This window comes from Streptomyces sp. CRN 30, from assembly GCF_034105845.1.
Window position 1 is genome coordinate 1 of record NZ_JAVRHI010000173.1, and the last position, 26,716, is coordinate 26,716.

Consider the following 26,716-nt stretch of genomic DNA (forward strand, 5'->3'; position numbering starts at 1 on the left):
CCAGACGGAGGCCGTCGTGCGCATCGGGGAACTCGCCGCGCGGGCCGGGGTCAGCACCCGGGCGCTGCGCTACTACGAGGAACAGGATCTGCTGTCGGCCGAGCGCAGCCCGAGCGGCCAGCGGCACTACCCGGAGAGCGCCGTGGACCGCGTCCGGCTGATCCAGCAGCTCTACGGCACCGGACTGCCCAGCAGGACGATCGTGGAGCTGCTGCCGTGCATCGAGAGCAGCGAGGTGACGACGGAACTGCTGGACCGGCTCAAGGCCGAACAGGCCCGCATCGACCGGCAGATCGCCGACCTCCGGCAGACCCGGGCCCGGCTCGCGGACGCCATTGCCCTGGCGGCCTCCGCGCAAGAGGCCGGGCAGGCCTGCCCCCGCTGACGTACCGCCCGGGTGATGCTCAGCGTGCCCCCAGCGCCCCGGCCGGTCCGGCCGGTGTGACCGGTGGCATGCGGGCGGCCCTGAGAACCTGCTTCAAAGGGGGCATGTCATCCAGGTCCGGATGGCTACCTATAGGCGCCGGTACGCCGCCGTAGTCTTCTGGCAGGGCCGGTGCTGGTTGTTAGGGGGCTGGTTCGCCGGTGGCAGAAGATGGTCGCCGGCACGGGACCGTTCCCGGCTGCGTCAGAGGTTGTCTCACGTGGCAAGTTCCGCGAGCTTCTTGAGTAGCTCAGGGCGGTGGCCATGGCCAGGCTTCGGCTCTGCGGGTCGTTGCGGTCCACGAAGGGGATCTTGAGGCCACGAGTAGCCCGTGGCAGGCTCATGGCGCATGATCGATGAATTCGCGAAGACCAGCTTGCACGGGAGACTGCGGCGGGACCGCGAGGCGCTGCTCTGGAAACTCGACGGTCTGTCCGAGTACGACGCCCGCCGGCCTTTGACCGTTACCGGGACCAACCTCCTCGGCCTCATCAAACATGTGGCCAGCGTCGAGGCCAGGTACTTCGGCGAGGTTTTCGATCGGCCGTCCCCGGAACCGCTGCCCTGGTGGCAGGACCACGACGGCAGCGATCTGTGGGCGTCTGAGGACGAGGCACGCGATCAGATCATCGAGTCGTACCGGCGCACGTGGGAACACTCAGACGCGACGATCGACGAGCTTGCCCTTGATGCCCCCGGGTACGTGCCGTGGTGGCCGGAGCCCTATGCCAACACGAACCTGTTCGCCATCCTGGTGCACGTCCTCGGCGAGACCAACCGGCATGCCGGGCACGCCGACATCCTGCGCGAAGCTGTCGACGGACGAACCGGGATGCGCCCCGAACAGAAGACGCAGATCGATGAGGACGCCCGCATCGCCTACTGTGCGAAGATCGAGCAGGCCGCCAGATCAGCCGCATCAGTCAAGGCAGAGAAGGCTGTCCCACGTGACGTGATGTTCGGGCGGCATGATGCCGGTCGTGAGTGCTGAACTGTCGAAGCGTCTGGTTCCTGATGAACTTCGGGAGCTGGTCGCCCCGTTACTGCCGTCGTTCGCGGCTCGACCGCAAGATGGCGGGACCGCTCCGCGTGACAAGCGGGCTGTGTTCTCCGCAGTGGTGCACGTACTGACCAGCGGCTGTGCCTGGCGGCATCTGCCGCCGACGTTCGGCACGTCCTCCGCCACCGCGCGCCAAAAGGTACCTGTTGAGTCGGCACGGAGCGCGGTGCCGGTGTTGCCACCGGTCCGTTTCTCCGTGCCGCCGGCCGAACCCGGCGTACCCGTCTCCGAGTACCGGGCTCTCCACGGACTCCGCCGTTCAGGCGTGGTTGGGGCGGGTCCAGGGATTGGGGATCGTGTTGCCTCTGTAGCGGTAGCGGGTGACCGTCACCGTCAGGAGGTCGAACAGTTCGATCCCGTCCGCCGCGAGCTCTTGCCACCGTCCGTTGTGGTCGGTGAAGCGTCGGCGGATGTCCTTCCACTTCCAGCGGTGCAGCGCCATCCACCAACTGATGGGCCCTGACCCAAGGCCGGGTAGTTAGGGCTTGCCGGGAAACAAGCCGTCGCTTCCGGCTCTGTGGATCGTTGTTGTGGTACGGGGAGACCGGAGGGGATCGAGGCAGCGCTGGCCGCGAAGTTCGCGACGCTGTCCCCGCATCTCGACGAGCGGCAGCGGCGGCTGGCCATACGAGCAGAAGCACGGTCGCTGGGCCATGGAGGCATCGGGCTCGTCGCTCGTGCGGCTGGAGTCCGGGAGGGCGCCGTGTCGCGTGGGGTGACAGGACTGGAGTCCGGGGAGGTGCCGTTGGGGCGGGTGCGTCGGTCCGGTGGGGGCCGCAAGCGTGCGGTGGACCTGGATCCGGGCCGTCGGCCCGCGTTGCCGGCCTTGGTGGAACCGGGTGTACGCGGGGATCCGATGTCGCCGCTGCGCTGGACGGCGAAGGCGACGCGGCACCTGGCTGCCGAGCTGACCCGGCGGGGGCACCGGCTCTCGTCGGACACCGTGGCTGCCGTGCCGCGCGAGGAGGGCTTCAGTCTCCAGGGCAACGCCAAGACCATCGAAGGTGCCCACCAACCGGACCGGTATGCACAGTTCCGCTGTAGCAACGACCAGGCCAAGGACTTCCAAGCCGCCAGAGACCCGGTGATCAGCGTCGACACCGAGAAGAAGGAGCTGGTCGGCGACTACAAGAACGCCGGCCACGAGTGGCGTCGCGAAGGTGATCCGGTCCGGGTCCGCACCCACGACTTTCCCGATGCCGATCCGGGGAAGGCGATCCCATACGGGATCTGCCGTCGAGCCTTCGGCCGACGCCGGCTCACCTCCCCGCTTCCGACCTGCTGGCCGTTTTTTCGTGGCCGACGGATGACAGGTGTTCGCGCAGGTAGGCCGACGCCCGATTCCGCTCGCCGGCCAGGAGGAGGTCGGCGAGGTGGACGTGCTCGGCGCAGCGCAGGGCGGCGCGGTCGCGTTGCAGGGAGCGGCGGTACTCGATGAGGCGGCGCAGGCGATCGACTCGACGCAGGGAGTCGATGAAGAAGGTGTTGCGGCTGCACGCCATGACGACCTCGTGGAAGCGGCTGTTGAGGTCGTAGAGCTGTGCGTTGTTGATGGTGTGGATCTCGCCGTCGACGAGGCGCTGCTGCTGGGCGCGGACGGTTTCGAGGGCTTCGCGGTCGAGGGTGAAGCCTGGTTCGAGGACGGCGGCGGGTTCGATGGTGAGACGGAAGCGGTAGCTGTCCTGGTAGGCGTCCATCGAGGTGAGCATGGGCTGGAACTCCCAGCCGTAGCCGGGGAGCCGTTCGATCCAGCCCTCCACCGCGATGCGGCGCAGGACGTGGGCGAGCTGTCCGGGCGGCAGGTCGTAGCGGCGGGCGAGGGCGTTCTCGGTGACCTTCTCGGGAAGCCGGCCGTCGAGCCGGTCGGCCGCGATCCGCAGGTAGATGTCCTCGGTGCTGTCCTGGGCCGGTGGCAGCGGTGACGCCTCGGTCAGGGCGGGACCGGTGAGGGCGACGGTGTAGCCGCCGCGTTCGGCGGCGGCCACCACGCCCTCCTCGGCGAGCAGGCGCAGGGCCTGGCGGACCGGTGAGCGGGAGACCTTCAGTTGCTCGGCGAGGGTCCGTTCGACCAGGCGGGTGCCGGCGGGCAGTGCGTCGGCCGCGATGTGCTCCACGATGCGGGCGGCCGTCCGCCGGGTGAGCGGGGTGGGGCCGTGGCTGGCCGTGGGCGCTGTCATCGTCTGCTGCCTCCGCGTGGGCCGGGACCGGCCGGGGACCCGTTCGGTCCCGGCCGCCGACGTCATGGTGCAAGGACGGAGTCTACGTGTTCGACCTGCGGCGGGGCCGCGAAGTACGGCCCGGCCAGGGCCCGCCACTTGGCGAAGCCCGCGGAGCCGCGGAAGGTGACGGTGTGGTGCTCGACGGTCTCCCAGCGGACCATCAGCCGGTAGCGCGAGGGGTATTCGACACTGCGGTGCAGGTCGACCCCGTCACAGCCGTCGGCCGCGAGGAAGTAGGGCAGGGCCTGGGCGACGGCCGCCTCGAACTCCTGCTCCTGGCCCGGGGTGACCTCGATCTGGGCGATTTCGGTGATCATGAGTGCCTCTTCCTGGCGTCCGTCAGTCGCGGGGCGCGGCGGCGGCCTTGGCGTGTTCGGCGTCGACCCGGGCGGTGACACCGGTCTCGACGAGGGTGCGGGTGGCGTCGACGGTGGCGTAGATCCACAGGATGCGCATCGGCTCGGTGGCGGAGGCGTTGCGGAACCGATGGGGCGTCCCGGCGGGGACGTAGGTGGTGTCGAAGCGGGTGACGCGGTGTTCGGTGCCGTCGATCTCCACGATGGCGTCGCCTTCGAGGACGGTGACGGACTCCGGGCAGTTGTGGGTGTGCAGGGCGATGCCCGCACCGCCCTCGAAGAGGGTCTGCCCGGTGAGGAAGACCTCGGCGCCGACCGCCCTGGTCACCAGGGGGATGGTGCGGGCGCCGCCGCCGCGGCTGAAGGCGGTCAGCTCGGCCGGGCGCAGCACAGCGGGCGGGAAGGGGGCGAAGCAGGGTTCGTCGCGGGTCACGGTGTTCTCCAGGTGGGGGGGTGGTCAGGCGGCGGGGCCGATCCAGACGGTCTTGGTGTTGGTGAACTCGCGGATGCCCTCGGCGCCCAGTTCCCGGCCGTAGCCGGACTTCTTGATGCCGCCGAAGGGCAGGCGCGGGTCGGAGGCGACCATGCCGTTGACGAAGACGGCACCGGCGTCGATCACGCGGGTCAGGCGGCGGGCGCGGTCCAGGTCGGTGGTCCACAGGGCGGCGCCGAGACCGTACTCCGTCCGGTTGGCCAGCGCGACCGCCTCGTCGGCGTCGGCGATCCGGGTGACCGCGGCGACCGGGCCGAAGGTCTCCTCGTCGAAGGCGGCCATACCCGGGCGGACGTGGTCCAGGACCGTGGGCGGGTAGTAGCAGCCGGGCCCGTCCGGAACCTCACCGCCCAGGACGAGTACGGCACCGGCGTCGACGGTGCGGCGGACCTGGTCGTGCAGGGTGTCACGGAGGTTGGCGCGGGCCATCGGGCCGATCGCGGTGTCGGGTTCGGTCGGGTCACCGACCTTCAACCGGGCGGCGGCAGCCGTGAACGCGGCCACGAAATCGTCGGCCACCGCCTCCTGAACGATGAACCGCTTGGCGTTGACGCAGGACTGGCCGGCGTTGGTGTACCGGGCCTTGACAGCGGTGGCGGCGGCGGTCGCGATGTCCGCGTCCGCCAGCACGATGAACGGGTCGGAGCCGCCGAGTTCGAGAACCTGCTTCTTCAGCACGGCGGCGGCCTGGGCGGCGACGATCGCGCCGACCTCGGTGGAACCGGTGAGGGTGACCGCCGCGACGCGCGGGTCGGCGATGAGCCCGGCGACCTGGTCGACCTCGATCAGCAGGGTTCGGCACAGGCCCTCGGGGGCGCCGGCCTTGCGGACGACCTCCTCGACGGCGAGGGCGCACTGCGGCACGTTGTTGGCGTGCTTGAGCAGTGTGCCGTTGCCGGCCGCGAGGGCCGGGGCGGCGAAGCGGAAGAACTGCCAGAACGGGTAGTTCCACGGCATCACGGCGAGGACGACGCCGAGCGGGTCGTGGACGACGGCGCTCTCGGCGGCGTTCGAGGCCACGGGCCGGTCCGCGAGCTGGGCCGGGGCGTGCTCGGCGTAGTAGTCGCAGGTGGTCGCGCACTTCTCGATCTCGGCGCGCGCCTCGGTGACCGGCTTGCCCATCTCGGCGGTGATGAGGGCGGCGTAGTGGTCCTTGCCCTCGCGCAGGACTCGGGCCATCTCCCGCAGCAGCGGCACGCGGTCGGTGATGTCGCGGCGGCGCCAGGCGGCCTGGGCACCGGCCACCGCGTCGAGTATGCCGTCGACCTCCTCGGCGGACTGCGGGGCGTAGCGGGCGAGTTCGGTGCCGGTGGCCGGGTCGGTGGAGACGATCATCAGGCGGTTACCTCGGTGTGCTCGATGGTGCGGCGGATCTCGGCGGCGAAGTCGGCGGTGCCCAGGGTGCCGCCGATGTCACGGGTCCGGGTGGCGGGATTGTCCAGTACCGCGTTGACGGCGCTGGTGATCAGGGCGGCTGCACCCTGGAGGCGGTCGTCGCCGTCGCGCCGGCCGCGCCAGTCCAGGAGCATCGCGGCGGACAGGACGAGGGAGGTGGGGTTGGCGACGCCCTGTCCGGCGATGTCGGGGGCGGAGCCGTGCTGGGCCTGGGCCACGCACAGGGTGTCGGAGGCGTTGACGGAGCCGCCGAGGCCGAGGCTGCCGGAGAGTTCGGAGGCCTCGTCGGAGAGGATGTCGCCGAACATGTTGGTGGTGACGATGACGTCGAAGCGGCGCGGGCTGCGGATGAGCAGCGCGGCGGTGGCGTCCACGATCAGCTCTTCGAGTTCGACGTCGGGGAAGTCGGCGGCCACCTTGCGCACCTCGCGCAGGAACAGGCCGTCCGACAGCTTGACCACGTTGGCCTTGTGGACGGCCGTCACCTTCTTGCGGCGGGCGCGGGCCAGTTCGAAGGCGGTCCGGGCGACGCGCTCGCTGGCGGTCGCGGTGACCTTGCGGATCGAGAACGCCGAGTCCTCGTCGGGCATGAACTCACCCGCGCCCGCGAACATGTTGCGGTCCGAGTAGAAGCCCTCGGTGTTCTCCCGGACGATGACCAGGTCCATCGGCTCGCGCAGGATGCTCAGGTCGGGGTGGGAGCGGCAGGGACGGATGTTGGCGTACAGCTTGAAGCGGGTGCGCAGTTCGGCCGAGGGGTTGACGCCGCCCTCGGCGCGGGGCGGGTAGTCGAGGTGGGAGACCGGGCCGAGGAGTACGCCGTCGGCCTGCGGGACGCGGTCCAGTACGGCGTCGGGGAGGGTCGAGCCGGACGCGGCGAGGGCGGCGAACCCGATGTCGTGGGTGTCGTACGTCAGGTCCAGGCCGAGCTTCTTGTCGGCGGCGGCGAGCACGTCCAGGGTGGCCGCGGTGATCTCGGGGCCGATGCCGTCGCCGGGCAGGACGAGGATGTTCACGGGGTGCCTTTCGTGGGGGTGTTCACAGTCCGAAGGTGTGCGCGGCCACCAGGGCCACAGTGACGGTGAGGCCGCCGCCGATGCGGGTGGCGATCTGCGCGAACGGCATCAGGCGCATGCGGTCGGCCGCGGTGAGGATGGCGATGTCGCCCGCGCCGCCCATGCCACTGTGCGTCGCGGTGACCAGGGCGGTCTCGGCGGGGTGCAGTCCGACGCGGCGGGCGACGAGGAATCCGGTGCTGACCATCGCGCACACCGTGAGGACACAGGTGAGCAGGGGCGCCGGGGAGAAACCCTCGACCAGCGTCTGCCACGGGGTCTGGGTGGCGCTGAAGGTGAACAGCATCGGAAAGGCCATGGCGGCCAGGCAGAAGTCGTAGACGAACCGCGAGCCGTGCTGGAGGCGGGGGGTGATCCCGTGGGCGAGCTTGAGAGCCACGGCGAGGACCAGCATGACGACCGGGGCCGGCCAGCCGAGGAGGCCGTGGGCGAGCACACCGGCCAGGTACAGGGTGACGGCGGTGATGCCGGATGCCGCGACCTGCTGCGCGGTCACCGCGGTGCGGGCGCCGGACCCGCTCTCGGCGGCTTCGAGCAGGTCGGGGCCGTCGCCGGCGTCCAGTCGGCCGTTGCCGGTGAGGTCCGGACGCTTGCGGCACACCAGGCCCAGCAGGCCGGCCAGGAGGATCGCGGTGAGGTTGCCGACGAAGATGGCCGGCAGCACCCGGGCGAGCAGTTCGCCCTGCGTGGCGCCGAGGATGCCCGCGTAGCCGATGGTCAGCGGGATGGCGCCCTCGCCCACGCCGCCGGCCATGATCGGTACGACGACGAAGAAGAGGGTGTGCTTGAGGCCGAGCCCGGTGGCCGTGCCGACAGCCGTTCCCACCACGAGCGCGGCCGCGCTGCCCGCGAGCAGCGGTACGAAGATCCGGGCGAAGCCGCGGACCAGCACCGTGCGGTCCATGCTCATGATGGAGCCGACGATGACGAAGGCGATGAACAGGCTCAGCACCTTGGTGTCGTCGAAGAAGGTGCCGATCGAGTCGAGGGCCGCCTGCGGGATGAGCCCTTGGTACGCCAGGAAGGACGGCACGAGCGTCACGAAGACCGCGGCACCGCCGATGGTCCGCAGGACGGGAAGTCGCTTGCCCACCTCGGCAAGTGCGAAGGCGAAGAGCGCCATGATGCCGATCACCACGGCGAGTTCCCCGCTGATGTGGTGGGTGGCGGAGAGAGCGGCGATCAGCGCGGCAAGTGCGACGAACACCGGCAGCGGCACGATGCCGATGTCGAAGTCCATGCACCGGTCCCACCAGTTGGGGGGCCGGTGGTCCGCCGCGGTCTCGGCTGAGGCGGCGGCGGGCGTTGCGAGGTCGGACATGGGGACGTCCTCATAGGCGGCTCAGAGGGAAGTGGCGGATGCTGCTCACCGGCAACACGGGGCGGTCGTCCCGGACCGTGCGTGGCAGGTGCCCGCCGGAGCGGACGGTGGTCGCGCCGCGCCCCGGCACGTCACCGCTGGGGATACGTTAAGCACATTGCTTGGTCTTTCGGAAGAGTGTTGTACCAAGATGTTGTCAGGGGTACCGTCCGAGCGCGGCATGTCCGCCCCTCGCTTCCCTCTGATCCCCCCCCAGAGGTCCGTATGCCCGTACCCGAATCCCGCGCCGTCCAGGTCCTCGACACCCGGCACAGCCCGAGCCCCGCGCTCGCGGATGGCGCCTGCGACACGCATGTGCACCTCTTCGGGCCGGCCGACCGCTATCCGTACGCACCCGACCGCGGTTACCTCCCGCCCGACGCGCTCCCCGCCGACCTGCGCGCACTCCACCGGCACCTGGGCATCACCCGCACCGTGCTGGTCCAGCCCAGCCCGTACGGCACCGACAACACCCGCCTGCTGGCCGGCTTGCAGGTCCTCGGCGACGCGGCGCGCGGCATCGTGGTGATCACTCCCGGCACCGCGCCGGACGAGCTGCGGGCACTGGACCGGGCCGGGGTCCGCGGAGTCCGCGTCAACCTCGGCGCGCGCGCCGCCAACGACCTGGCGCGAGCGCGCGAGCGCATCGACGCGACGGCCAGGGCGATAGCCCCGCTGGACTGGCACCTCGACCTGCACCTGGACGCCGCCGCCCTGGCGGCCTTCGAGGATCTGCTCCCCCGGCTCCCCGTCCCTGTGGTGCTCGACCACTTCGCCGGCCACCGGGCCGGTACCGGTGCCGAGACACCGGCGCGGATTCTGCGGCTGCTGGCGACCGGGCGGGTATGGGTGAAGTTGTCCGCGCCCTACCGCGTGACGGCCGGCGGGGACTACGACGCCCTGGCCGAGCTCCTGACCGACCTTTTGGACGCTCGCGCCGACCGGGCCCTGTGGGGCTCGGACTGGCCGCACACCGGCGGCTCCCCCGCCACCCGCCACCCCGACCGGCTCCAGCCGTATCTCACCGTCGACGACGGCCTCTCCCTGTCCCGCTTCGCCGGATTTCTCGACCCGGACGGGCTGCGCCGGGTTCTGGTGGAGAACCCGGCGGAACTCTACGGCTGGTGAGCACGGGAGACGATCGTTGCCGCCTCCGCTCTTGACGATCAGCGCGGTCTCTAGTTTCCTACCGGCCAACCGGTACACCAGTTCCTGGTCATCGGGCACGCCCCGGCGAGACTCCCGAGCGCCCCTCGGGTCTGTCATCGGCCCCGCTCTCGGGCCCGCCACGTCGTTTCTCGCTCCGGGGGCCGCGTCTACCCGCGGCCCTGTCCGGGCGTGTGTCCACCCACCGCTGAACGCAACAGGGCCGCCCCTTCGGCGGCGGCCGCACCCTGCCCCAAGGAGCAACGATGCTCGCCGTCCTCGGCTTCGCCACGCTGGGCAGCTTCATGCTGCTCGTGATGCGGAAGCACCTCTCCGCGTTCACCGCCATCATGCTCACCCCGATCGTCGCCGCCGTGATCGCGGGCAAGGGCGCCGCACTCGGCGAGATGATCATGAACGGACTGGACACCGTGGCGGCGACCGCGGCCCTGCTGCTGTTCGCGGTCCTCTACTTCGGCCTCATGATGGAGGCCAAGCTCTTCGACCCGATATCGGCCTGGATCATCCGCGCCTCCGAGGGCGACCCGATGCGGATCGTCGTCGGTACCGCCGCGCTCTCCCTCCTGGTCGCCCTGGACGGTGACGGCACCACCAGCTACATGATCGTCTGTTCGGCGTTCCTGCCGATCTACCGGCGCCTCGGCATGAACCCGCTGATCCTCGCCGCGCTCGCCACCATGGCGCTGGGCACCATCTCCGGCACCACCCCCTGGGGCGGCGCCGCCACCCGCGGCATCAGCGCCCTGCACCTCGACGCCGGTGACTACTTCGTCCACATGATCGGCCCGATGGCGCTGACGAGTCTCACCATCGTCGCCGTCGCCTACTGGCTCGGCCTGCGCGAACGCCGGCGCATCGACGCGCAGACACTGGCCGCCTACCGGCTGGAGATCGCTTCGGGCGAGGCCGTACCCGTCGTCCAGGTCACCTGGCGCCTGTGGTTCAACGCGGCCCTCACCGTACTGCTCATGGTGCTCCTCATCATGGAGGTCGCGGATCTGGTGGTGCTCTTCATGGTGGCGTTCGTCATCGCCCTGCTCGTCAACGTCCGGGCCATCGGCGACCAGCAGGAGCTCATCAGGCGGCAGGCCGCCAACGCGGTCCCGGTCATGATCCTGGTCCTGGCCGCCGGCGTCTTCACCGGCATCATGACCGACGCGGGAATGATCAAGGCGATGGCGGACGCGGCCCTCTCGATCGTCCCGGAGGGCTGGGGCAGTCTCGTACCCCTGTTCACCGCGGTCCTCGCGCTGCCGCTCGGCTTCTTCATGTCCAACGACGCCTACTGGTTCGGCGTCGTCCCGGTGCTGGCCGAGTCCGCGAGCCACTACGGCATCGACGCCACCGAGATCGCCCGAGCCGGTGCCATCGGGCAGATCCTGCACAGCATGGGTCCCACCTCGGCCCCGCTGTGGGTGCTGCTGGGCCTGGTCAAGGCGGACCTCGGCGACTTCCAGAAGACGGCGCTGCGCTGGGGCGTGCCCGTCTCCCTGGCGTACATCGCGTTCGCGGTGCTGACCGGCGCCATCACGGTCGCCTGACGCGCGCGGCCGTGGCACCCCGACCGCCGGGTGCCACGGCCGGTGACGCACCCGGAGGCGTCATGACCGTCTTGGGTCAGGGTCGAGGTCGAGCCTGCGGGCGTCAGTGATCATGAGAGCCGTGTGGAGGGCCGTGCGGGACTCGGCGGAGTCCAAGGAGACGGACAGGACGCGTTCGACGGTGCGCAGCCGGCTGTAGAGGGTGGGGCGGCTCAGTCCGGCCAGGCGTGCCGTGTGGGTCTTGGAGCCGCCGCAGTCAAGGTGGGTGCGCAGAAGGCCGAGGAGGTCGTCGCCGGTGCGGGCGTCGTGGTCGAGGAGGGGTCCCAGTTCGGTCTCGGCGAACCTCTGCAGCCGGTGGTCGTCCCGCAGCAGGGCGACAAGTCCCCTCAGCCGCACGTCTGCCGACCGGTACAGCCGGTTCGCCTCCGGCATGGTCAGGCCGACTTCCGCCAGGTGTTCCGCCTCGGCGAGCCGGGACGCGGCCTCGATGAGCCCGGTGGCGGTGGGCGCGGTGCCGGCCACCCAGCCGTCCGTGCCGGCCCGCCCGGTCAGTCGCTCGCGCAGAGCCCTGCTCACGGCGGCGAGCACCCGGTCGCTGCCGTGCGGCGGGCACGAGAGGACCGTCGAGACGGTCCCCTCACGGCGGATGGACACGATGGCCCTCTCACCGGCGGTGGCCACCGCCTGGCGGACGGCGGCCAGGATGCGCCGGTCGGCCTCTCCTTGGGCCAGTGCGTCGGCCCCCGAGGACAGGACGCGGACGGACAGGGCGGCGTAACGGCGGCCGGCGGTCAGTCGGGGCGCCGTGGACCGGGCGACGGCCTCGTTCTCGTCGCTGATCCGGCCGCTCAGCAGGTCGTCGAAGAGGCCGCCGAGCGCCCGGACCATGAGGGTGTCGTGCTCCTGTTGAATCATCCGGTGCAGTTGGAGGGAGTGTGCGGCGCGTTCGAGGACCATGCGGGCACGGGAATCGTCCGGTACCGGTCCGGGCAGGACGAGTCGGCCCCACTGTTCGGAGCCGATGCCCACCGGTACCGCCGACCACGAGGTGTCGTGCAGGCGTGAGCGTTCGCTCCACTGGTGCAGGAGTTCGGCGGTCGGGATGTCCGGTGAGCAGAAGGCCTGCACGTGCCGGCCGACGTCCTCCAGTACCAGGGGGGCACCCAAGGTGTGTACCGCGCGGGTGACGATGTCCACGGTCGAGGCCCGGGCGATGTTCAACGAGGTGAAGACCTCGTGGATGGTGCGGGCGAACTCCACCTGGGCGTACTGGTCCGCCACGATGAGGCGGTGCACCTGCTGGGTGACCTCGACGAAACGGGTCCTGACCGACAGCGTGACGACGGGCAGCGGCAGGAAGCGGGTGAACACCGCCGTCAGGTGTTCGGGCGGTGTCTTGAGGTGGGTGCCGAGTTCGATGACGAGTCCGGCCACGTCCTGTCCGACCAGCATGTCGAGGTAGGTCTCGGTCTGCCGGGCGTCGCCTGCCAGGGGAAGGCCGGTGGTCAGGACCAGTACCCCGCCCGCCAGCAGGTCCGTGAGGTCGGCGAGGTCGCTGACGTGCACCCAGCGCACCGGACGGTCGAGGTGGTCGTGGCCGCCGATGACCCGAGGGCGCCCTTTGGCCAGGGCTGACAGTTGAAGGATGTCCCGCACGGTCGGCTACACCGACACATCGTAAACGTGTCGTACTCGCACCGGACAGACTGTCGGCGGGTCGCCTGGCAGGTTGGCGCCGGACAACGAACCTTCCCGGCGGATGTGCCGTACCGGCGGCCGGCGGGCGACGAAACAGGTGGCAGCGATGACCGATCAGCGATCTGCGGCGCGTCGGTCATTGGGTCGACAACAAGGCTTTCGCCGGCCGCAGCGGCCGTGCGGTCGCGGTGACCAATCCGGCCACCGGTGCGGTGACCCGCGAAGTGGCACTGGCCCATGTTGCGGACGCACGCGCGGTGCTCGACTCGGCTGCCGCCGCGTTCCCGGTCTGGCGCGACACGTCGCTGGCCAAACGCGTGGCGACGGTCTTCCGCTTCCGTGAGCTGCTCAACGAGCGCAAGGACGAACTCGCCGCGATCATCACCGTCGAGCACGGCAAGGTGCTGTCCGACGCGCTGGGCGAGGTCGCCCGCGGGCAGGAGGTGGTGGAGTTCGCCTGCGGCATCCCGCACCTCACCTGATGGAATCACCGACTCGCTGGTGGAGCTGTTCATCCAGCTCGTGCAGAAGATCAACACGCGGGCGGAGAAGAAGGTCGAGGGCGAGTTCAACAAGGAGCTCAAGCGAGTCCGCGGCAAGGAGGGCATCCTGCTGCTGGCGGAGGCGGGGGTCGCCGAGCCGGGCGGCACGGTCCGCAAGGTGATCTGTCCGGTGGCCGGGAAGTCCACCCTGAAGGCCCTCGCCGCGGAGGCCGCGGCGAACGAGGCACGCTACCGGGCCCGGGTACGTACGGTGCTGCGCTCGTCTACTCCAATCACTGGCGGCGGATGCTCTCACCGCTGCTGAACGCCCTGGAGCTGAAGTGCAACAACACCGCCTACCGGCCGGTGATGAACGCCATCGACCTGCTCAAGCGGTATCTGGACCAGCCCATCGCCAAGGAGGGCGCGTCCTTCGACAAGGCGGAGAAGATCCCGCTGGCGGGCTTGGTGCGCGAGGAGTGGCGCAAGGCCGTGGTGGACGAGCGCGGCCGGGTCGAGCGCATCCCGTACGAGCTGTGCGTGCTCGTGGCGCTGCGGGACGCGCTGCGGCGGCGGGAGATCTGGGTGCCGGGCGCGAACCGGTGGCAGAACCCGCAGGACGATCTGCCACCGGACTTCGAGGACAACCGCGATGTGCACCACGCCGCGATGCGCCGGCCGCAGGACCCGGAGAAGTTCATCGAGGCCCCGGAGAAGCGGCTGCGCGAGGTCCTGGCCCGCTTCGACACGGCGCTGGAACCGGGCACCACGGGCGGCATGGACATCGTCCGCCGGCACGGCGAGCCGTGGATCAAGGTCTTGCCGCTGGGCCGGTACCGAAGGCGGTGCTGCGGCGCCGGCTGCTGGTGCTGTTCGCACTGGGTACGAACATGGGCATCAAGCGGGTCGCTGTCACCGGCAAGCACGGCGAGAGCGAGGCCGTACTGCGGCGGGTGCGGCACCTGTTCGTCAACCGGACCAACCTGCGCGCGGCGCTGGTGCGACTGGTCAACCCACCTTCGCCGCCCGCGATCCCGCGTGGTGGGGCGAGGGCACCGCCTGCGCGAGCGACTCCAAGAAGTTCGGCTCCTGGAGCTCGAACTTCATGACCGAATGACACCAGCGGTACCGCGGCCCCGGGGTGATGATCTACTGGCATGTCGAGAAGAAGTCGTTGTGCGTCTACAGCCAGCTCAAGTCCGGCTCGGCCTCCGAGGCTGCCGCGATGATCGAGGGCGTGCTGCGGCACTGCACGGACGTGGAGATCGACCGGCAGTACACCGCCACGCACGGCTCCTCCATCGTCGGGTTCGCCCTCGCCCACATGCTCGGCTCCAACCTGCTGCCCCGCCCTGGAGAACGTCGGCTCCGCGCGGCTGTACCGACCGACGGCAGGAGAGGACGAGAAGTGGCCGGACCTGGCGCCGGTGCTGTCGGCCAAGACGATCGACTGAAACCTGATCCGCCAGCAGTACGACCAGATCGTGAAGTACACCACCGCCCTGCGCCTGGGCACCGCCGAGGCCGAGCAGGTCCTGCGCCGCTTCACCCGCGGTGGACCCGAGCACCGGCAAGGACGGCGACCTGACCGGCTCCGACAAGGAGTCCCAGGAGGTCTCCATGCTCGCCCTGCACCTGCTCCAGTCCACGCTGGTGCACGTCAACACCCTGCTCCTCCAGGACATCCTGAGCGAGGAGAAGTGTCAGAAGCGGCTCACCGACGCCGACCTGCGGGCCCTGTCCCCGCTGTTCTGGACGCACGTGAACGCCTGCGGCCGGTTCGAGCTGGACATGAACTCCCACCTCGACCTCGCCGCCGCGGTGGCCACGCTGCCGGGCCCCCGCACCCCGCCCGAGGCGGAAACCGCACGGTCGGCGGCGGCCGGGGCGGCCGGGTCGGCGTCCTGAAGACCAACAGGCCCGGCGTCGTCGGCGGGCGGCTGGACCGTTGACCCCGCACTACGGGGCTGTGAGCGTGTCGAGCCGGGCGGCGAGGTCGGGGTGGGCGGCGGCCAGGTGGGGCCGGGCGGCGGTCAGGGGGGCGATGAGGTCGGCGGGATCGTCGTGGGCGAGGGCCGCGTGAAGCTCGCTGAGCGAGCGGCGGGCGGCGGGGGGAAGGTCGGTGAGGGTGGTGATCTGGCCGGCGAGGCGGCGCAGGTCGGCCGCGTTGCGGCGGGCCCAGGCGGCGGTGGTGCGTTCGGCGGCGCGGGCCTGCCGGGTGGCCGTCACTCGCTGTTCGCCGGTGCTCCCCACCGGGCCGGGGCGACCGCGTAGGTAGCGGCGCTCGGCGGCCTGGCGGCTGGCGACGCCGAGGGGCGGGGCGAGGTCGGCCCAGCTGGCGCCCGCGTCGCGGGCGGTTTCGATCAGGCCGGTTTCCCATCCGGCGAGCTGCTCCCGGACCTGCCGCAGCAGCATCAGCGAGGCCAGGGCCTGCTCCGGGCCCGGCCCGGCATCGGAAGCGTTCGGAGCCTCCTGTTGAGCTTCGCGCAGGGCGTCGTCTATGGCGTTGAGAGCCGCCGTGGCGGCGAGGAACGACGCCGGGCTGTGGGCGTCGGTACCGGTCGTGGACGGCTGCTCGGCCGGGGTCACGGACACCTCCCTGGGGTTGTCATCGAGCTGACGACATCATGTTTGTCATCCATTGGATGACATGCTACAACGGTGTCAGTGAGGCGCATTGGCAGTAACTGCCTGAACCTGCTGGAGGTGTTTTTCCGATGTTGATGCGCACTGACCCCTTCCGTGAGCTGGACCGGCTGACGCAGCAGCTGCTGGGCCCGGGGACCTGGTCGAGGCCGTCGGCGATGCCGATGGACGCCTACCGTGAGGGTGACGAGTACGTGGTGGCCTTCGACCTTCCCGGTGTCAGCGCCGACGCGATCGACATCGACGTCGAACGGAACATGCTCACCGTCAAGGCCGAGCGTCGGCCAGTGGCGAAGGCCGACGGCGTGCAGATGGAACTGTCCGAGCGTCCGCTGGGCGTCTTCTCCCGCCAGATCGTGCTCGCCGACACCCTCGACACCGAGCACATCAAGGCCGACTACGACGCGGGTGTGCTCACTCTGCGCATCCCGATCGCCGAGCGCGCCAAGCCCCGAAAGATCTCCATCGGCGTCGGGACCGGCCACAAGGAGATCTCCGGCTGACACCGGCCGGACAGGTACGGAGGACGGGTACCTGATCTCCCCCTCACCCCGTCCTCCGCACCCCTACGGGCATCCGAAGAACCAGAAGGGGTGGCGGCCGAGATGACTCTGCGACGCGAAGCCTTCCTCGACCACGTCAAGGAACGCGGCGAGTACGGCACTGCAGAGGAGGCCGAGCGCGCGGCCCGCGTAGTGCTCGCCCTGCTCGGCGCGCACCTGGTCGGCGAGGTTCGCGCCCAGCTCGCGGCACGACTGCCGGAGGAATTCGCTCTCGTCCTGCTCAACCCGCTCCAGAGCGTTGAGCCGCTGCCGCCGGAGCGGTTCGTGCGGGCAACTGCGGCCTGGATCGAGGGCGCCACCGAGCAGACCGCGACCTGGGACGTCAGCGCCGTGCTGTCCACGGTCGCCGACACCGCGGGCGACGACCTGCTGGGGCAGATCCTGCTCCAGCTCCCGGTCGGCTACGACCTTCTCTTCGGCCGCCCCCAGTCCACCTGACCACCGGTGCCGTACACCGGCACCCACCCGACCCTGGCTTGACGAAAGGCATGCACCGCAGTGATCACCGACGTGCGCGTACCGCTTGAGCATCAGCAGCCGTACTCGACGGCGTATGAGCAGATGCTGGAGAAGGTTCGCTACGAAGGCGCCTACCCCACCCGCGAGCGAGCTGAGGAAGCCGTCCGCGTCGTCCTTTCGGGGCTGGGACGCCAGCTGACCGGCGACGAACGCGTCGACCTGGCCGCTTGCCTGCCCCGGGAGGCCGCACGCGTCCTGACCGCACAGATTCCCGACCCCCAGCCGCTGACCGGCTGGGCCTTCGTCAAGGACCTCGCCGCCCGCTCCGGCGCCTCCCTGGCCACCACCCGCTGGGACACCGGCTCCGTCTTCGCCGCTGTCACCGCCCACGTCGGCCCCGATCTCGTCACCCGCATCCTCCACCAGTTCCCCACCGGCTGGGCCCTGCTGTTCGGCCGAGCCGAACTCAACCCGGCCGCGTAAAAGCAGGCACCCGGCACCCGGCACCCGGAGCCGCGACATGAGCCGCTCCGGGCCGGCGCTTGGTGAAGTCCCCCGATCCGCGCGATCGGGGGACTTCCGCCGTTGCTGGTCACCATCCCGGCCCGTCGGCCGCTCCGTCGCCCCCGGACGAGCCGGGCCCCTGATGCGCGAGCCCAGAGAAGATCGCTCACTGCCGCCCAACCGACGTGTAACTGTGCGTGGCGACCGGCACGGACCGTGATTCTCATTGGGTGCGGCTCCTCTTCGGGGAAGGTCGTTGATCACGCCCCGAGTTGGTAGTCGTGCTGGTCGGGGTAGGTGCGCTGGTGTTCGCAGGTGTGGTGGTAGGCGAGGTAGGAGTCGAGGTCGCCGTTGGCGTGGACGGCTCGGAGTTCGAGGACGGCCTCGGCGTCGGCGAGGCCCCAGCGGGGCGCCGGTGATGTCGAGACGATCACCGATGAGGTGCCGGCAGGCACCTTCGACTGAGCCTGTGGCAATGGGCCAGCCCGATCCGAGCGCGGTGTCGTAGTGGAGTTCGTCGAGGTGACCGGTGAGGTAGTTGACGCTGGTGGTGACAGTGTCACGCTTCGGGCCGGTGAGGTGATCGGTATCAGCCTGGGCCGTCATTCCCTCGGCGACGCGGGCGGCGTGTCCGTGCAGGATCGCGGTGAGTTTCTCGGCCGTGAATGCCTCGGCTGCCTCGCTCCCCACGGGATGGAAGGCATGGGCGGCGGCCCACAGATATTCGGCGACGTGGACGAAGTCGATCAGGATGTTGGTCCTGATGTGCCGGCGGGCGGCTTCTGCCCGGATCAGGTCGAGTTGATGGCGGACTCCGTCGACGAGGACCAGCCAGGGCCGGTGATGCCCGAGGTCGCGGTCGCCTGCCTGGGTGAATGCTTCGGCGATCACGTCGTCGGGGTCGTGGATCAATGAGGCGGTGCACCACCGGTTCACGGCTTGGGGACCAGGGCTGACCTCGCGTCGGCTGCTGCGGCCGCCGGGCGGATGGACGATGTCGTGGGGACGCCGCTTCACGGGGCGGGTGTCATGGACGGTGGCGATCGTCGCCGTTCTCTTCCGGTTGGGCTTCTCGCCCGGTGCGAGCCGCGCCTGGCGGCCCTGCTGCTTCTTTCGGACCGCGGCCCGGCGGGTGGCCTCGCGCAGGGCTTCGGGCCTCGTCACCACGCCTTTGGCCGTCGACCTGGATGACCAGGGGCATGCCGGCCGTGCACGGCGAAGCGATCTTGTGGTGGTAGAAGACACCTCAGGGATGACAGCACGCCGTCCACATCCAAATCAGCGAAACCCCAGCTCAACCATTCCTGAAGAGGATCCGCACCCTTCCTGCGGTGGTGCATGGACAGCCGTCGGATGCCGCGGTTGATCATCCCGAACCGCCCGACCATCAACCCCCACCCAATGGGCCAGCACCAACGGGTCGCCGCCTGTCTGGTCCTGCTGTTCGCCCAGCCGGTCAGTCGGATCGTCCGCATGACAGTCGATGACGTCCTCCGCGACGGCCAGCACGTCGCACTCCGGCTCGGCGACCCCCCTACCCCGGTGCCTGAACCCCTGGTCGACCTCCTGCTCAACTACCTCCAGGCCCTGCCCGCCAGCACCCCCGCCATCAACCAGAACTCGCCCTGGCTCTTCCCCGGCCACCGCGCGAGCCAGCCCATGAACCCCGCCACCCTGCGCGACGGACTCCGTGAACTCGGCATCCGGCTGAGAAGGGCCGGACCCCCGCCATCCGCCAGCTCGTCCTTCAGGCCCCCGCCCCCGTCATCGCCCAGGCACTCGGTACCACGACAAGAGCACCACCCGCATCGCCGCCGAAGCCGGAGCCCCCTGGAAAAGCTACGCTCCGGGCGATCACACCGGCTGACAGGCACCGTGGCACGAGATCGTTTGAGGCCGACGGAGCACTCAGCTGTCGGCCAGAGCCATGAGGAACTGAGTCTCTGCGTCGTCCCGTCCCGCACACATTCTGGGGACCGCGATGAGGGCGGCCAGGGCTCGGCACCAACCCATCACACGACGAGGAGACATGCCAGGAACCAGCGCCGCCAGCTCCTCGACCCTCTGCTCCAACACGGCTGGATCTGCAACTCCTTCAAGCACCCAGTCCACAGCGTCGAAGTCCGGGTCGCCCCACGTCGGCCTCGGATCAATCGCCACCATGCGGGCTCCCGGACCAGACAGCACGTTGGCCGGGTGGAGATCACCATGCACGAGTCCCACAGACCCAGTGCCTGCAAGTTCCAGGGCTGCCGCTCGTGCCAGCCGAAGCACCTTCGAGGCAGCCGGATCGTTCACGTCGTGCGCTGCCAGCCTGCGGTCGGTCAAGTCGAACACGAAGTCGACGCGGTGGGAGAGAAGCCGCAGTACCGAGTGCTCACCCGGCGAGGGAGCAGGGTCCCGCAGGTCCCGCAGCAGCGCCGCGACCTCGGCCAGATTCCACGCACGCTGGCTCACCTGCACTCCCGGCTCCACGTCCTCCAGAAGCAGGGCCCCGGCGGTCAGATCTTGTGCCAGCAGCGTGACAACCGACGGCGTCTTCGCCCAGGCCCGCAGAGCTTCGGCTTCCTCCCGGGCAATCCGGGGCTCCGGCGTCAGTTTCAGCCATGCCGAGGTGCCGGTGTCCCGCTTGAAGCAGCGGAACACCCGTGAGGTGCCTCCTCCGCCTGCCGCGACAGGCTCCAGACTCCAGCGGGCAGCGAGTTCGTCCACGAGAGTCGGCAACTCATCACACCAGGCCAGCACCTCAGCTCCGAACCGAACGACGAGCCGGTCCCGGACCTCCGGTGCGACGCGGACCAGCTCTCTCAACTTGTCCCCCGCAGGTGATGGATGCAGTTCTCGCGCATCCTAAGACCACGGTCCAATCACGTCCCACAACATTTCAACCGTCACAGAGCATGAACGGTGGTCTTGTCGAACCCACCCAACACAGCACTCAGGATTATCGACGGTTATCAATCCCAAGGCCGTTGAGTCCCGTAAGTTCACGCACACTGAAGGGTTACCGGCGGGAACTCAAGGGTCCGTCGTCGTGCTCTGCGGAGTTGCTTACGTGGGTTCGTGGCCAACTCGCGACCTTGCCGTTCCTGGTCCCCTGGACCGGCAAGACGCCGAGCGGCCCGCACCCACGTACGCGCAGGTGCAGGCCCTCGTCGACGGGCCCGGCGTCACTTGCCGGGAGTGAGCTTGTCGAAGTCGGGGGCGTAGACGGTCATCCAGTGCGGGTTCAGCCTGTAGTAGACGACCTCGCGGTTCCAGTCGAAGGCGTCGTCGCCGTAGAAGTCCGTCAAGTAGGCGAGGAGGTCCTGCCAGTCGGCCGTGGTCTCGGCGTCCTCGGGGTTCAGCTCCTCCACCGTGCCGTGGGTGAACACGCCGAGGTCCTCGCCGCGCATGTGCGCGACGCTGGCGGCCGGACGGGCCGCGAGATGACGGGCCTTGGCGGCGTTGCGCGCCGTGCCGAAGTGCCACCGGCCGTGCAGGAAGTGCCCGTCGGCGCCGCTGATCCGCGGTTCGCCCTTTGCGGTCACCGTGGAGAGGGCGAGCGTGCACATGCCGGTGAGGACCCCGGTGAGCTGCGCCGCCGTGATGGTGCGGCCCTCGACGATCGAGCGGAGGTGTGCGGTCGAGCCGGAGAGCGAGGAGTCGAGGAGGGACTGGAGCTTGTTGAGTTCTTCCAGGGTTTCGCGCATACGTCCATCGTCGGCCGCAAACCCGACACCCTCTGTCGTCATTGATGAAGCAGCGGTGAGGTTGCTCCGCGCGGGTTGCGCTCGGTGCTGCGTGGATGGCAACAGGTGGGGGGCCTTCCCCCGTGATGGTGGACACGCTTCGTTGATCACGCGGCGAGCGTGAGCTTAGCCGCGTGGTGTCGACGTTCGTATTCGTTGGGGCTGAGGTGGCCGTTGGCGGAGTGCCGGCGGCGTGTGTTGGAGCGGACCAGCCAGGCAAATACCGTCCTTCTGCAAGTGGCGGCGTCGCCGTAGTCACGGGCGCCCTGGAGGGTCTCGCGTTTCAAGGACGCGTGGAAGCTCTCGCAGGCCGCGTTGTCCGCGCTGGTGCCGACCGCTCCCATCGACCGGGTCACGCCGAGCTGGTCGCAGAGACCGGCGAAGGCCCGCGAGCCGTACTGGGCTTCGTGGTCGGAGTGGAACACGGCGCCGTCCGGGCCGCCGCGGGCCGAGGCCGCCATCTGCAGTGCGTCGGCGACCAGACCGGTGCGCATGTGGTCGGCGATGGACCGGCCGACGACCTTGCGGCTGAAGCAGTCCAGCACGGTCGCGAGATCGAGGAACTTCCCGCCTGGGAGCAGGAGGTAATGGATGTCGCCCATGTACTTCCGCCCCGGCTCGGCGGCGGTGAAGTCCCGCTGGAACAGGTCCGGCACCGGTGAGGCCGCCGGGTCCGGGACGGTGGTGCGGACGCTTCTGCGCGGGCGGATGCCGGTGATGGAAAAGGTCCGCATGACGCGGGCGACCCGCTTCTCGTTGACCCGCAGGCCCTGCGCGCGGAGTTCGGCGGTCACCCGCGGGGAGCCGTAGGCACCGCCGGACTCGCCGTGGACTGTGCGGATCCGCTCGGCCAGAAGCCGGTCCTCACGCTGCCGTGCCGCCCGTGCCTTCCTGCCGGAGAGCCACTTGTAGTAGCTGGACCGGTTCACGTCCAAGACCTCGCACAGCCGCTTCACGCCGTAGGCGCCCCGGTGGTCGGCGACGAACTGGAGGCGGCTCAGGAGCCGTGATTCAACTACTGCGTGAGTTGATCTCGTTGTCGTGCTCTTCGAGCACTCGCTTCAAGGCTTCGAGTGTGCGGGGAGGGTGGGTCCGGCGGAAGATGAGGATCCTGGCGAGCTCGGGCCCAGCGAATGCCAGCATCGGCTTGGACCTTCCGGCGTGGTAGCTCAGCACGTTGGTGTAGTTCCACTCGCCGTGGAACGCATCGCGCTCGACCCGTCGCTCGACGCCAGCGGCGCAGGGACTCCACCGCGAAGGCGGCGGTGTTGCGGTCGGTGCCCACATTCACCCAGCCGCTGTCGCGTCCAGTGTGCGGCGGTGCCGGTCGACCGCCGTGCGCACGTCCAGGGCCATCGCCAACAGCTCCGCTCGGCCGGGCGCACCGTCCAGGGTCACGTCGATCGCGGTGCGCACGGTGGTGAGCGGGGTGCGCAGTTCGTGTGCGGCGTTGGCGGTGAACAGGCGCTGACTCTCCAGCGCGCGATCCCGTTCGGCGATGCCCCGGCCGATGCGGTCGAGCATGCCGTTGACGGTCTCGGCCAGGACTGCGAGTTCGTCCCGCGCCGCACTCACCGGCATCCGGTCGGAGAGGTTCTCCGCCGACAGCCGCCGGGCGGTGGTGGTGAACACGCGGACCGGCCGCAGGACCCGGCCGGCCACCAGCCGGCCGAGCACGGCGGCCAGCAGGGTCACGACGAACAGTGCGATGCCCTCCTGGCGCACCAGCGTGGTCAGAGCCGCGTCACGTACCTGACTCGCCAGCTCCGACGAGTCCACCGGCGGGAGGGGACCGTCGGCACCCGGTCCGGCACGGCGCAGCACGATCCTGTGCTCGGCGAGGTTGCGGCGGGTCAGCAGGTAGGTGAGCAGGCTGAGCAGCACACCGCTGACCAGCACCAGCACGGTGTGGAGCAGGGTGAGCCGGGTGCGCGCGGTCAGGCGGACGGCCGGCACCACGTCACGCCCGCAGCCGGTAGCCCATGCCGGTCACGGTCTCGACCAGCGGCGGGTCACCGAGTTTGCGGCGCAGTGTGCCCACGGTGATCCGGACCGCGTTGGTGAACGGATCCGTGTGCTCGTCCCACACCTTCTCCAGCAGGGTCTCCGCGCTGACCACCGCTCCGTCGGCCGACAGCAGCCGCGTCAGCACCCCGAACTCCTTCGGTGTCAGGGCCAGCGGCACACCGCCGCGCTCGGCGGTGCGCCTCGCCGGATCGAGGACCACGTCCGCGGCGGTGAGCACCGGCGGCCGAGCGGGGGTGCTACGCCGGGCCAACGCGTGCACGCGCGCCACCAGTTCGGAGAACGCGAACGGTTTGCCCAGGTAGTCGTCGGCGCCCAGCAGCAGCCCGTCGACCCGGTCCTCGACCGTGTCATAGGCGGTCAGCATCAGGATGCGCACCGTTCCTCGCGCCGCCAGCCGTCGGCACACCGTGTCGCCGTGCACCACGGGGAGACCGCGGTCCAGCACCACGACGTCGTAGGCGTTGAGTTCGCTCTTCTCCAGGGCCGCCCCGCCGTCCGGGGCGTGGTCGACGGCGAAACCGTGCTTGCGCAGTCCGGTCACCATGTAGCCGGCCAGCGGCTGTTCGTCCTCCGCCAACAGCACTCTCATGCGCCGATTATCGCGACGACGACCTATGGCGCGCATATGGACGGACGATCGGCCGGCCGTACCGGCGGCCCGGTAAATCTTCGGTGCGCACATCGCGGTGCACACCTTGCACGCGTCGCAGGCGCTCCGACCTCCCGACGACGAAAGGCAATGACCCATGACGACCCGCCCCTCCCGACGCACCATGATCGGTCTGCTCGGTACGGCCTCGGCGTGCGGGCTCGTGCCCGGCCTCGCCGTCCCGGCCGCGGCCGGCGACGGATCCGGGCCGGTGCCCCCGGGCCTCGCGCCCGGCGGCGAACTCGACCAGTACGTCGCCGACGCGGCGGCACAGGACGAGTTCTCCGGTTCGCTGCTGCTGACCCACCGGGGCCGGACGGTGCTGGCCCGCTCGTACGGCATGGCCGACCGGGGACGTGCCGTCCCCAACGGTCCGGACACCCTCTTCGCGCTGGCCTCGGTGACGAAGCTGTTCACCGCGGTGGCCGTGGCGCAACTGGCCCAGCTGGGCAAGATCGCCTACGGCGCCACGCTGGGCAGCTACCTGGACGGTTTCCCCGCCTCCGTCGCGGACCACGTGAGCGTGCACCACCTGCTCACCCACACCTCGGGACTCGGTGACTTCCACGCACTGCCCGGCTACGAGGCCGCCGCGGCCGGCTGGACCACCCCCGAGCAGACCATGCGGGGCATCACGGACCTCGTACGGCGTTCGGAGCCGCGCTCCGCCCCCGGCACCGAGTGGCTCTACAGCAACTCCGGCTACCACCTGCTCGGCGCGGTCGTGGAGGAGGTGACCGGAGTGTCGTACTACGACTACGTGCGGCGGCACGTCTTCGCCGCGGCGGGGATGACCCGTACCCGCTTCCTTACCCGACCCGAGTGGGAGGCGGGCCGGAACATCGCGCACCCCTACCATCGGGACGCCCAGGGCCGGTGGACCGACGCGGTCGCGCAGGCTCGGTACGTCGTCGGTGACGCGGCTGGTGACGCGTTCACCACCTGTGCCGACCTCGACCGCTTCGGACGCCATCTGTGGCGGCACCGGCTTCTCGAACCGGGCACGACGGCGCTGTTGTTGAGCGGGAAGATTCCCCTGGTCCAGGCCGCGACGGTGCCGGGTGACGGCACCGGTGTCCCCGCACGGCCCGACTACCAGTGCTACGGCCCGATCGGGTCACTCGTCGCCGGCCGGTGGTCCTTCCAGCACGGCGGCGGCAGCACTCTGGGCGTCTCCACGGCGATCGAAATGTACCCGGAGTCCGACTGGAATGCCGTGATCCTCTCCAACTACGAAGGAACCGTGGTGCAGTCGATCTCGAACCTCATCCGGAAGCTGATCACCGCTGGCTGACAGGAACGCCGGAAGTCGCCCCGTCAGGATACGCTTCGCCGAAGGCGCGCCCACGTTTCAGCAGTTCCCGTCGCGGCGGTCACGACGTGCCCGGACATGTGCTGCTCGTCGGCGTTCACCGCATTCCTTCGAGCCGTTGTCTGAGGGGCACGCTGTCGCCGGTCGGACGGACGGAAGCGTCACAGGGACGCTTTTGACGAGGCGGCTCCGGACTCTTACTGATCGTTTCAGAATGGCTGCTGTGCCGGTCGCCGCCTCACGACAGGCGGGGTCCTTCTCCGAGTAGTTCTGCGACCCGCTGGGCGGCCCCGTCCGGTGGTAGCTCGGCCGGCCAGCGAGGTCGTATGGCACCGTCATGGACTGGCTTCTCATCGCGATCCAGTGGGATGAACCGCCATTCGCGGCCGTGCCGCCAGATAACGACCACTCCGTGAGGCCACGCAGGAAGGCTGGTGGTCCACCAGAAGGCTGTCCCACGAGCTTCCTCGTGGCGCTCATCAGGGCCGTGACCTGGTGCGACGCAAGCCGCGACGAAAGCGGCATCGGCGGTACGTCGATCCTGCCGGAACAAAGCCACTGAGCGCGTCGCGCCGCTGCTGCCACCCGTTCCCGAGCGTCGTCTTCGCCACCTGGACGTCTGCGCGTCCCGGACCGGATAGCGCTCGTAGGTGTGTTGTACGTGCTGCGGACCGGCGTTGCCTGGCGCGACATGCCAGCACAGACCGTGGGCTGCTCCGGAGTCACGGCATGGCGCAGGCTGCGGGATTGAGAGGTGTGCAAGCTGAGGTCGCGGTTCACGGGTCTGGCGTGCGTGGGCATCGGGATGCTCGTGCTGGTCGCTGGCGGGTGACTTTGGTGAGAATCGTCGGTCAGCGGGCGACTTCGCGGTTCGTGAGGACCAGCAGGGCTTGGACCAGGGCGGTCGCCCAGGAGGGGTCGATACGTACCTTGCCGAGGATGCGCCAGTTCTTGAGGTGGGCGAAGCCGTGTTCGACGGGCGCCCGAACGACCGCCAGTGCCGTGTTGGACAGCTTCTGGCCTCGTGTCAGAGGCCGGTGCCGGGCGGCCTTGTAGCCGGTGATGACCGCCAGGTCGGCGTCGGGACCGCCGTCGTCAAGGTCGACGAATCCCAGGTCGGCGATGGCTCCGAGCCCGACGTCCCGGAGATTCTGGGTGAGCTTGTCGTGCCGGCAGGCGGTGATCTCCGAGGTGCGCCCGGGGCGGGCCGCCGAGATCCACAGCAGGCGGCCCCGGTCGTCGGTGAGAGCGACCACGAGCAGGACGTGGCATTTGTTCTTGCCGGAGTAGTTCTTCCGGTTTTCCTTCCCGGTTCTGCACCGGGTGCGGATCACCGATCCGTCCAGCAGTACGATGCCGCCGCCCATTCGGGCGATCTTCTTCAGGGCCCGGTCCAGGCGTGGGGCGCGGGCAGCGAGCAGGCCGACGACCTCCCTCACCCATCGCGGCACGGTGGTGCGGTGCACTCCGTTGCCGCCAGCCAGGTCGCCGGGCCGCTGGTCGCAGCACAGCACCGCCAACACGATGCCGGCGATCCAGATCACGTCGCCGCG

28 protein-coding genes and 7 pseudogenes are annotated in these 26,716 nt (G+C 69.9%); 16 read left to right on the forward strand and 19 right to left on the reverse strand.

Annotation, left to right across the window (positions count from 1 at the left end; all coding sequences use genetic code 11):
- The first annotated feature begins 16 nt into the window (after nt 1-16).
- The 3 genes and pseudogenes from UW392_RS17405 to UW392_RS66995 form a co-directional block, all read left to right on the forward strand.
- Nucleotides 17-385 (forward strand): MerR family transcriptional regulator, encoded by a 369-nt coding sequence (locus tag UW392_RS17405; protein ID WP_320775968.1) that lies wholly within the window; start codon nt 17-19, stop codon nt 383-385.
- A gap of 388 nt (nt 386-773) precedes the next feature.
- Entirely contained in the window at nt 774-1,415 is a 642-nt protein-coding gene (locus tag UW392_RS17410; protein WP_320775931.1) for a DinB family protein, read from the forward strand.
- Nucleotides 1,396-1,602: pseudogene (locus UW392_RS66995) on the forward strand (transposase); the annotation flags it as partial. The gene UW392_RS17410 and the pseudogene UW392_RS66995, both read left to right, overlap by 20 nt.
- Nucleotides 1,603-1,743: 141 nt before the next feature.
- Here the strand turns inward: UW392_RS66995 and UW392_RS17415 are convergent.
- Nucleotides 1,744-1,926: a hypothetical protein gene (locus UW392_RS17415; protein ID WP_320775932.1), complete on the reverse strand. Its 183-nt coding sequence runs from the start codon at nt 1,924-1,926 to the stop codon at nt 1,744-1,746.
- 111 nt (nt 1,927-2,037) lie between these two features.
- On the opposite strand from UW392_RS17415, the pseudogene UW392_RS17420 reads away from it, so the two are divergent.
- Nucleotides 2,038-2,715, forward strand: a pseudogene (locus UW392_RS17420) (ISAzo13 family transposase); the annotation flags it as partial.
- Between the two features lie 28 nt (nt 2,716-2,743).
- Here UW392_RS17420 and UW392_RS17425 read toward each other — a convergent pair.
- The 6 genes from UW392_RS17425 to UW392_RS17450 form a co-directional block, all read right to left on the reverse strand.
- Nucleotides 2,744-3,661 carry a GntR family transcriptional regulator gene (locus UW392_RS17425; RefSeq protein WP_320775933.1) on the reverse strand — a complete coding sequence of 306 codons (918 nt, stop codon included), beginning with the start codon at nt 3,659-3,661 and terminating at the stop codon, nt 2,744-2,746.
- Between the two features lie 62 nt (nt 3,662-3,723).
- Entirely contained in the window at nt 3,724-4,020 is a 297-nt protein-coding gene (locus tag UW392_RS17430; RefSeq protein ID WP_320775934.1) for an antibiotic biosynthesis monooxygenase family protein, read from the reverse strand.
- 22 nt (nt 4,021-4,042) lie between these two features.
- A complete protein-coding gene (locus tag UW392_RS17435) occupies nt 4,043-4,492 on the reverse strand; it encodes a cupin domain-containing protein (RefSeq protein ID WP_320775935.1) in 450 nt (149 codons plus the stop codon).
- A 24-nt stretch (nt 4,493-4,516) separates the two neighbouring features.
- Nucleotides 4,517-5,887: an NAD-dependent succinate-semialdehyde dehydrogenase gene (locus UW392_RS17440; RefSeq protein WP_320775936.1), complete on the reverse strand. Its 1,371-nt coding sequence runs from the start codon at nt 5,885-5,887 to the stop codon at nt 4,517-4,519.
- Nucleotides 5,887-6,963 carry an isocitrate/isopropylmalate dehydrogenase family protein gene (locus UW392_RS17445; RefSeq protein WP_320775937.1) on the reverse strand — a complete coding sequence of 359 codons (1,077 nt, stop codon included), beginning with the start codon at nt 6,961-6,963 and terminating at the stop codon, nt 5,887-5,889. Before UW392_RS17445 ends, UW392_RS17440 begins: the two co-directional genes overlap by 1 nt.
- A gap of 22 nt (nt 6,964-6,985) precedes the next feature.
- Entirely contained in the window at nt 6,986-8,344 is a 1,359-nt protein-coding gene (locus UW392_RS17450; RefSeq protein WP_320775938.1) for a 2-hydroxycarboxylate transporter family protein, read from the reverse strand.
- Nucleotides 8,345-8,608: 264 nt separating this feature from the next.
- Between UW392_RS17450 and UW392_RS17455 the strand changes: the two genes are divergently transcribed.
- Nucleotides 8,609-9,511 carry an amidohydrolase family protein gene (locus UW392_RS17455; RefSeq protein WP_320775939.1) on the forward strand — a complete coding sequence of 301 codons (903 nt, stop codon included), beginning with the start codon at nt 8,609-8,611 and terminating at the stop codon, nt 9,509-9,511.
- Between the two features lie 284 nt (nt 9,512-9,795).
- The gene (locus UW392_RS17460; protein WP_320775940.1) at nt 9,796-11,091 is read left to right on the forward strand and encodes a citrate:proton symporter; all 1,296 of its coding nucleotides are present in this window, start codon (nt 9,796-9,798) and stop codon (nt 11,089-11,091) included.
- A 60-nt stretch (nt 11,092-11,151) separates the two neighbouring features.
- Here the strand turns inward: UW392_RS17460 and UW392_RS17465 are convergent, their stop codons facing one another.
- The gene (locus UW392_RS17465) at nt 11,152-12,747 is read right to left on the reverse strand and encodes a PucR family transcriptional regulator (protein ID WP_320775941.1); all 1,596 of its coding nucleotides are present in this window, start codon (nt 12,745-12,747) and stop codon (nt 11,152-11,154) included.
- A gap of 164 nt (nt 12,748-12,911) precedes the next feature.
- Here UW392_RS17465 and UW392_RS17470 point away from each other — a divergent pair, with 164 nt between their 5' ends.
- Both UW392_RS17470 and UW392_RS17475 read left to right on the forward strand, forming a co-directional pair.
- A complete protein-coding gene (locus UW392_RS17470) occupies nt 12,912-13,271 on the forward strand; it encodes an aldehyde dehydrogenase family protein (RefSeq protein ID WP_320775969.1) in 360 nt (119 codons plus the stop codon).
- 19 nt (nt 13,272-13,290) lie between these two features.
- A complete protein-coding gene (locus tag UW392_RS17475) occupies nt 13,291-13,596 on the forward strand; it encodes a hypothetical protein (RefSeq protein ID WP_320775942.1) in 306 nt (101 codons plus the stop codon).
- Here the strand turns inward: UW392_RS17475 and UW392_RS17480 are convergent.
- Nucleotides 13,584-14,069, reverse strand: a complete 486-nt coding sequence (locus UW392_RS17480; RefSeq protein ID WP_320775943.1) for a hypothetical protein — start codon at nt 14,067-14,069, stop codon at nt 13,584-13,586. The genes UW392_RS17475 and UW392_RS17480 overlap by 13 nt on opposite strands.
- Nucleotides 14,070-14,415: 346 nt before the next feature.
- Here UW392_RS17480 and UW392_RS17490 point away from each other — a divergent pair.
- A pseudogene (locus tag UW392_RS17490) lies at nt 14,416-14,562 on the forward strand (Tn3 family transposase); the annotation flags it as partial.
- A 193-nt stretch (nt 14,563-14,755) separates the two neighbouring features.
- Nucleotides 14,756-15,179, forward strand: a pseudogene (locus UW392_RS17495) (Tn3 family transposase).
- Nucleotides 15,180-15,230: 51 nt separating this feature from the next.
- Here the strand turns inward: UW392_RS17495 and UW392_RS17500 are convergent.
- Nucleotides 15,231-15,860 (reverse strand): type III effector protein, encoded by a 630-nt coding sequence (locus tag UW392_RS17500; RefSeq protein WP_320775944.1) that lies wholly within the window; start codon nt 15,858-15,860, stop codon nt 15,231-15,233.
- Between the two features lie 128 nt (nt 15,861-15,988).
- On the opposite strand from UW392_RS17500, the gene UW392_RS17505 reads away from it, so the two are divergent.
- The 3 genes from UW392_RS17505 (at nt 15,989) to UW392_RS17515 (ending at nt 17,422) form a co-directional block, all read left to right on the forward strand.
- Entirely contained in the window at nt 15,989-16,420 is a 432-nt protein-coding gene (locus tag UW392_RS17505; protein WP_320775945.1) for an Hsp20/alpha crystallin family protein, read from the forward strand.
- 102 nt (nt 16,421-16,522) lie between these two features.
- The gene (locus tag UW392_RS17510; protein ID WP_320775946.1) at nt 16,523-16,918 is read left to right on the forward strand and encodes a DUF2267 domain-containing protein; all 396 of its coding nucleotides are present in this window, start codon (nt 16,523-16,525) and stop codon (nt 16,916-16,918) included.
- A gap of 60 nt (nt 16,919-16,978) precedes the next feature.
- Nucleotides 16,979-17,422, forward strand: a complete 444-nt coding sequence (locus UW392_RS17515) for a DUF2267 domain-containing protein (RefSeq protein ID WP_320775947.1) — start codon at nt 16,979-16,981, stop codon at nt 17,420-17,422.
- 281 nt (nt 17,423-17,703) lie between these two features.
- On the opposite strand, the pseudogene UW392_RS17520 reads toward UW392_RS17515, so the two are convergent.
- From UW392_RS17520 to UW392_RS17550, 8 genes and pseudogenes are all read right to left on the reverse strand, one after another.
- Nucleotides 17,704-18,683, reverse strand: a pseudogene (locus UW392_RS17520) (ISKra4 family transposase); the annotation flags it as partial.
- Between the two features lie 38 nt (nt 18,684-18,721).
- Nucleotides 18,722-18,952, reverse strand: a complete 231-nt coding sequence (locus UW392_RS17525) for a hypothetical protein (protein WP_320775948.1) — start codon at nt 18,950-18,952, stop codon at nt 18,722-18,724.
- A gap of 399 nt (nt 18,953-19,351) precedes the next feature.
- Entirely contained in the window at nt 19,352-20,254 is a 903-nt protein-coding gene (locus UW392_RS17530) for an aminoglycoside phosphotransferase family protein (protein ID WP_320775949.1), read from the reverse strand.
- 359 nt (nt 20,255-20,613) lie between these two features.
- Nucleotides 20,614-21,135 (reverse strand): pyridoxamine 5'-phosphate oxidase family protein, encoded by a 522-nt coding sequence (locus UW392_RS17535; RefSeq protein WP_320775950.1) that lies wholly within the window; start codon nt 21,133-21,135, stop codon nt 20,614-20,616.
- 146 nt (nt 21,136-21,281) lie between these two features.
- Complete coding sequence (locus tag UW392_RS17540) at nt 21,282-22,175, reverse strand: IS3 family transposase (protein WP_414496310.1); 894 nt, start codon at nt 22,173-22,175, stop codon at nt 21,282-21,284.
- 182 nt (nt 22,176-22,357) lie between these two features.
- Nucleotides 22,358-22,477, reverse strand: a pseudogene (locus UW392_RS67000) (ISAzo13-like element transposase-related protein); the annotation flags it as partial.
- Nucleotides 22,462-23,133 carry a HAMP domain-containing protein gene (locus UW392_RS17545; protein ID WP_320775952.1) on the reverse strand — a complete coding sequence of 224 codons (672 nt, stop codon included), beginning with the start codon at nt 23,131-23,133 and terminating at the stop codon, nt 22,462-22,464. The gene UW392_RS17545 and the pseudogene UW392_RS67000, both read right to left, overlap by 16 nt.
- Before the next feature lies 1 nt (nt 23,134).
- Entirely contained in the window at nt 23,135-23,791 is a 657-nt protein-coding gene (locus UW392_RS17550) for a response regulator transcription factor (protein ID WP_320775953.1), read from the reverse strand.
- Nucleotides 23,792-23,948: 157 nt separating this feature from the next.
- Between UW392_RS17550 and UW392_RS17555 the strand changes: the two genes are divergently transcribed.
- From UW392_RS17555 to UW392_RS17565, 3 genes and pseudogenes are all read left to right on the forward strand, one after another.
- Nucleotides 23,949-25,145 (forward strand): serine hydrolase domain-containing protein, encoded by a 1,197-nt coding sequence (locus UW392_RS17555; protein ID WP_320775954.1) that lies wholly within the window; start codon nt 23,949-23,951, stop codon nt 25,143-25,145.
- 355 nt (nt 25,146-25,500) lie between these two features.
- Nucleotides 25,501-25,725, forward strand: a complete 225-nt coding sequence (locus UW392_RS17560) for a hypothetical protein (RefSeq protein ID WP_320775955.1) — start codon at nt 25,501-25,503, stop codon at nt 25,723-25,725.
- A 13-nt stretch (nt 25,726-25,738) separates the two neighbouring features.
- A pseudogene (locus UW392_RS17565) lies at nt 25,739-25,911 on the forward strand (transposase); the annotation flags it as partial.
- 103 nt (nt 25,912-26,014) lie between these two features.
- Here UW392_RS17565 and UW392_RS17570 read toward each other — a convergent pair.
- Entirely contained in the window at nt 26,015-26,707 is a 693-nt protein-coding gene (locus tag UW392_RS17570) for a transposase family protein (RefSeq protein ID WP_320775956.1), read from the reverse strand.
- Nucleotides 26,708-26,716 lie beyond the last annotated feature (9 nt).

Bases quoted from the DNA above. Each gene is read 5' to 3' on its own strand.
- UW392_RS17410 (WP_320775931.1), top strand. From the start codon at position 774: ATGATCGATGAATTCGCGAAGACCAGCTTGCACGGGAGACTGCGGCGG.
- UW392_RS17415 (WP_320775932.1), bottom strand. From the start codon at position 1,926: ATGGCGCTGCACCGCTGGAAGTGGAAGGACATCCGCCGACGCTTCACC.
- UW392_RS17425 (WP_320775933.1), bottom strand. From the start codon at position 3,661: ATGACAGCGCCCACGGCCAGCCACGGCCCCACCCCGCTCACCCGGCGG.
- UW392_RS17430 (WP_320775934.1), bottom strand. From the start codon at position 4,020: ATGATCACCGAAATCGCCCAGATCGAGGTCACCCCGGGCCAGGAGCAG.
- UW392_RS17440 (WP_320775936.1), bottom strand. From the start codon at position 5,887: ATGATCGTCTCCACCGACCCGGCCACCGGCACCGAACTCGCCCGCTAC.
- UW392_RS17450 (WP_320775938.1), bottom strand. From the start codon at position 8,344: ATGTCCGACCTCGCAACGCCCGCCGCCGCCTCAGCCGAGACCGCGGCG.
- UW392_RS17455 (WP_320775939.1), top strand. From the start codon at position 8,609: ATGCCCGTACCCGAATCCCGCGCCGTCCAGGTCCTCGACACCCGGCAC.
- UW392_RS17460 (WP_320775940.1), top strand. From the start codon at position 9,796: ATGCTCGCCGTCCTCGGCTTCGCCACGCTGGGCAGCTTCATGCTGCTC.
- UW392_RS17505 (WP_320775945.1), top strand. From the start codon at position 15,989: ATGTTGATGCGCACTGACCCCTTCCGTGAGCTGGACCGGCTGACGCAG.
- UW392_RS17510 (WP_320775946.1), top strand. From the start codon at position 16,523: ATGACTCTGCGACGCGAAGCCTTCCTCGACCACGTCAAGGAACGCGGC.
- UW392_RS17535 (WP_320775950.1), bottom strand. From the start codon at position 21,135: ATGCGCGAAACCCTGGAAGAACTCAACAAGCTCCAGTCCCTCCTCGAC.
- UW392_RS17550 (WP_320775953.1), bottom strand. From the start codon at position 23,791: ATGAGAGTGCTGTTGGCGGAGGACGAACAGCCGCTGGCCGGCTACATG.
- UW392_RS17555 (WP_320775954.1), top strand. From the start codon at position 23,949: ATGACGACCCGCCCCTCCCGACGCACCATGATCGGTCTGCTCGGTACG.
- UW392_RS17560 (WP_320775955.1), top strand. From the start codon at position 25,501: ATGGACTGGCTTCTCATCGCGATCCAGTGGGATGAACCGCCATTCGCG.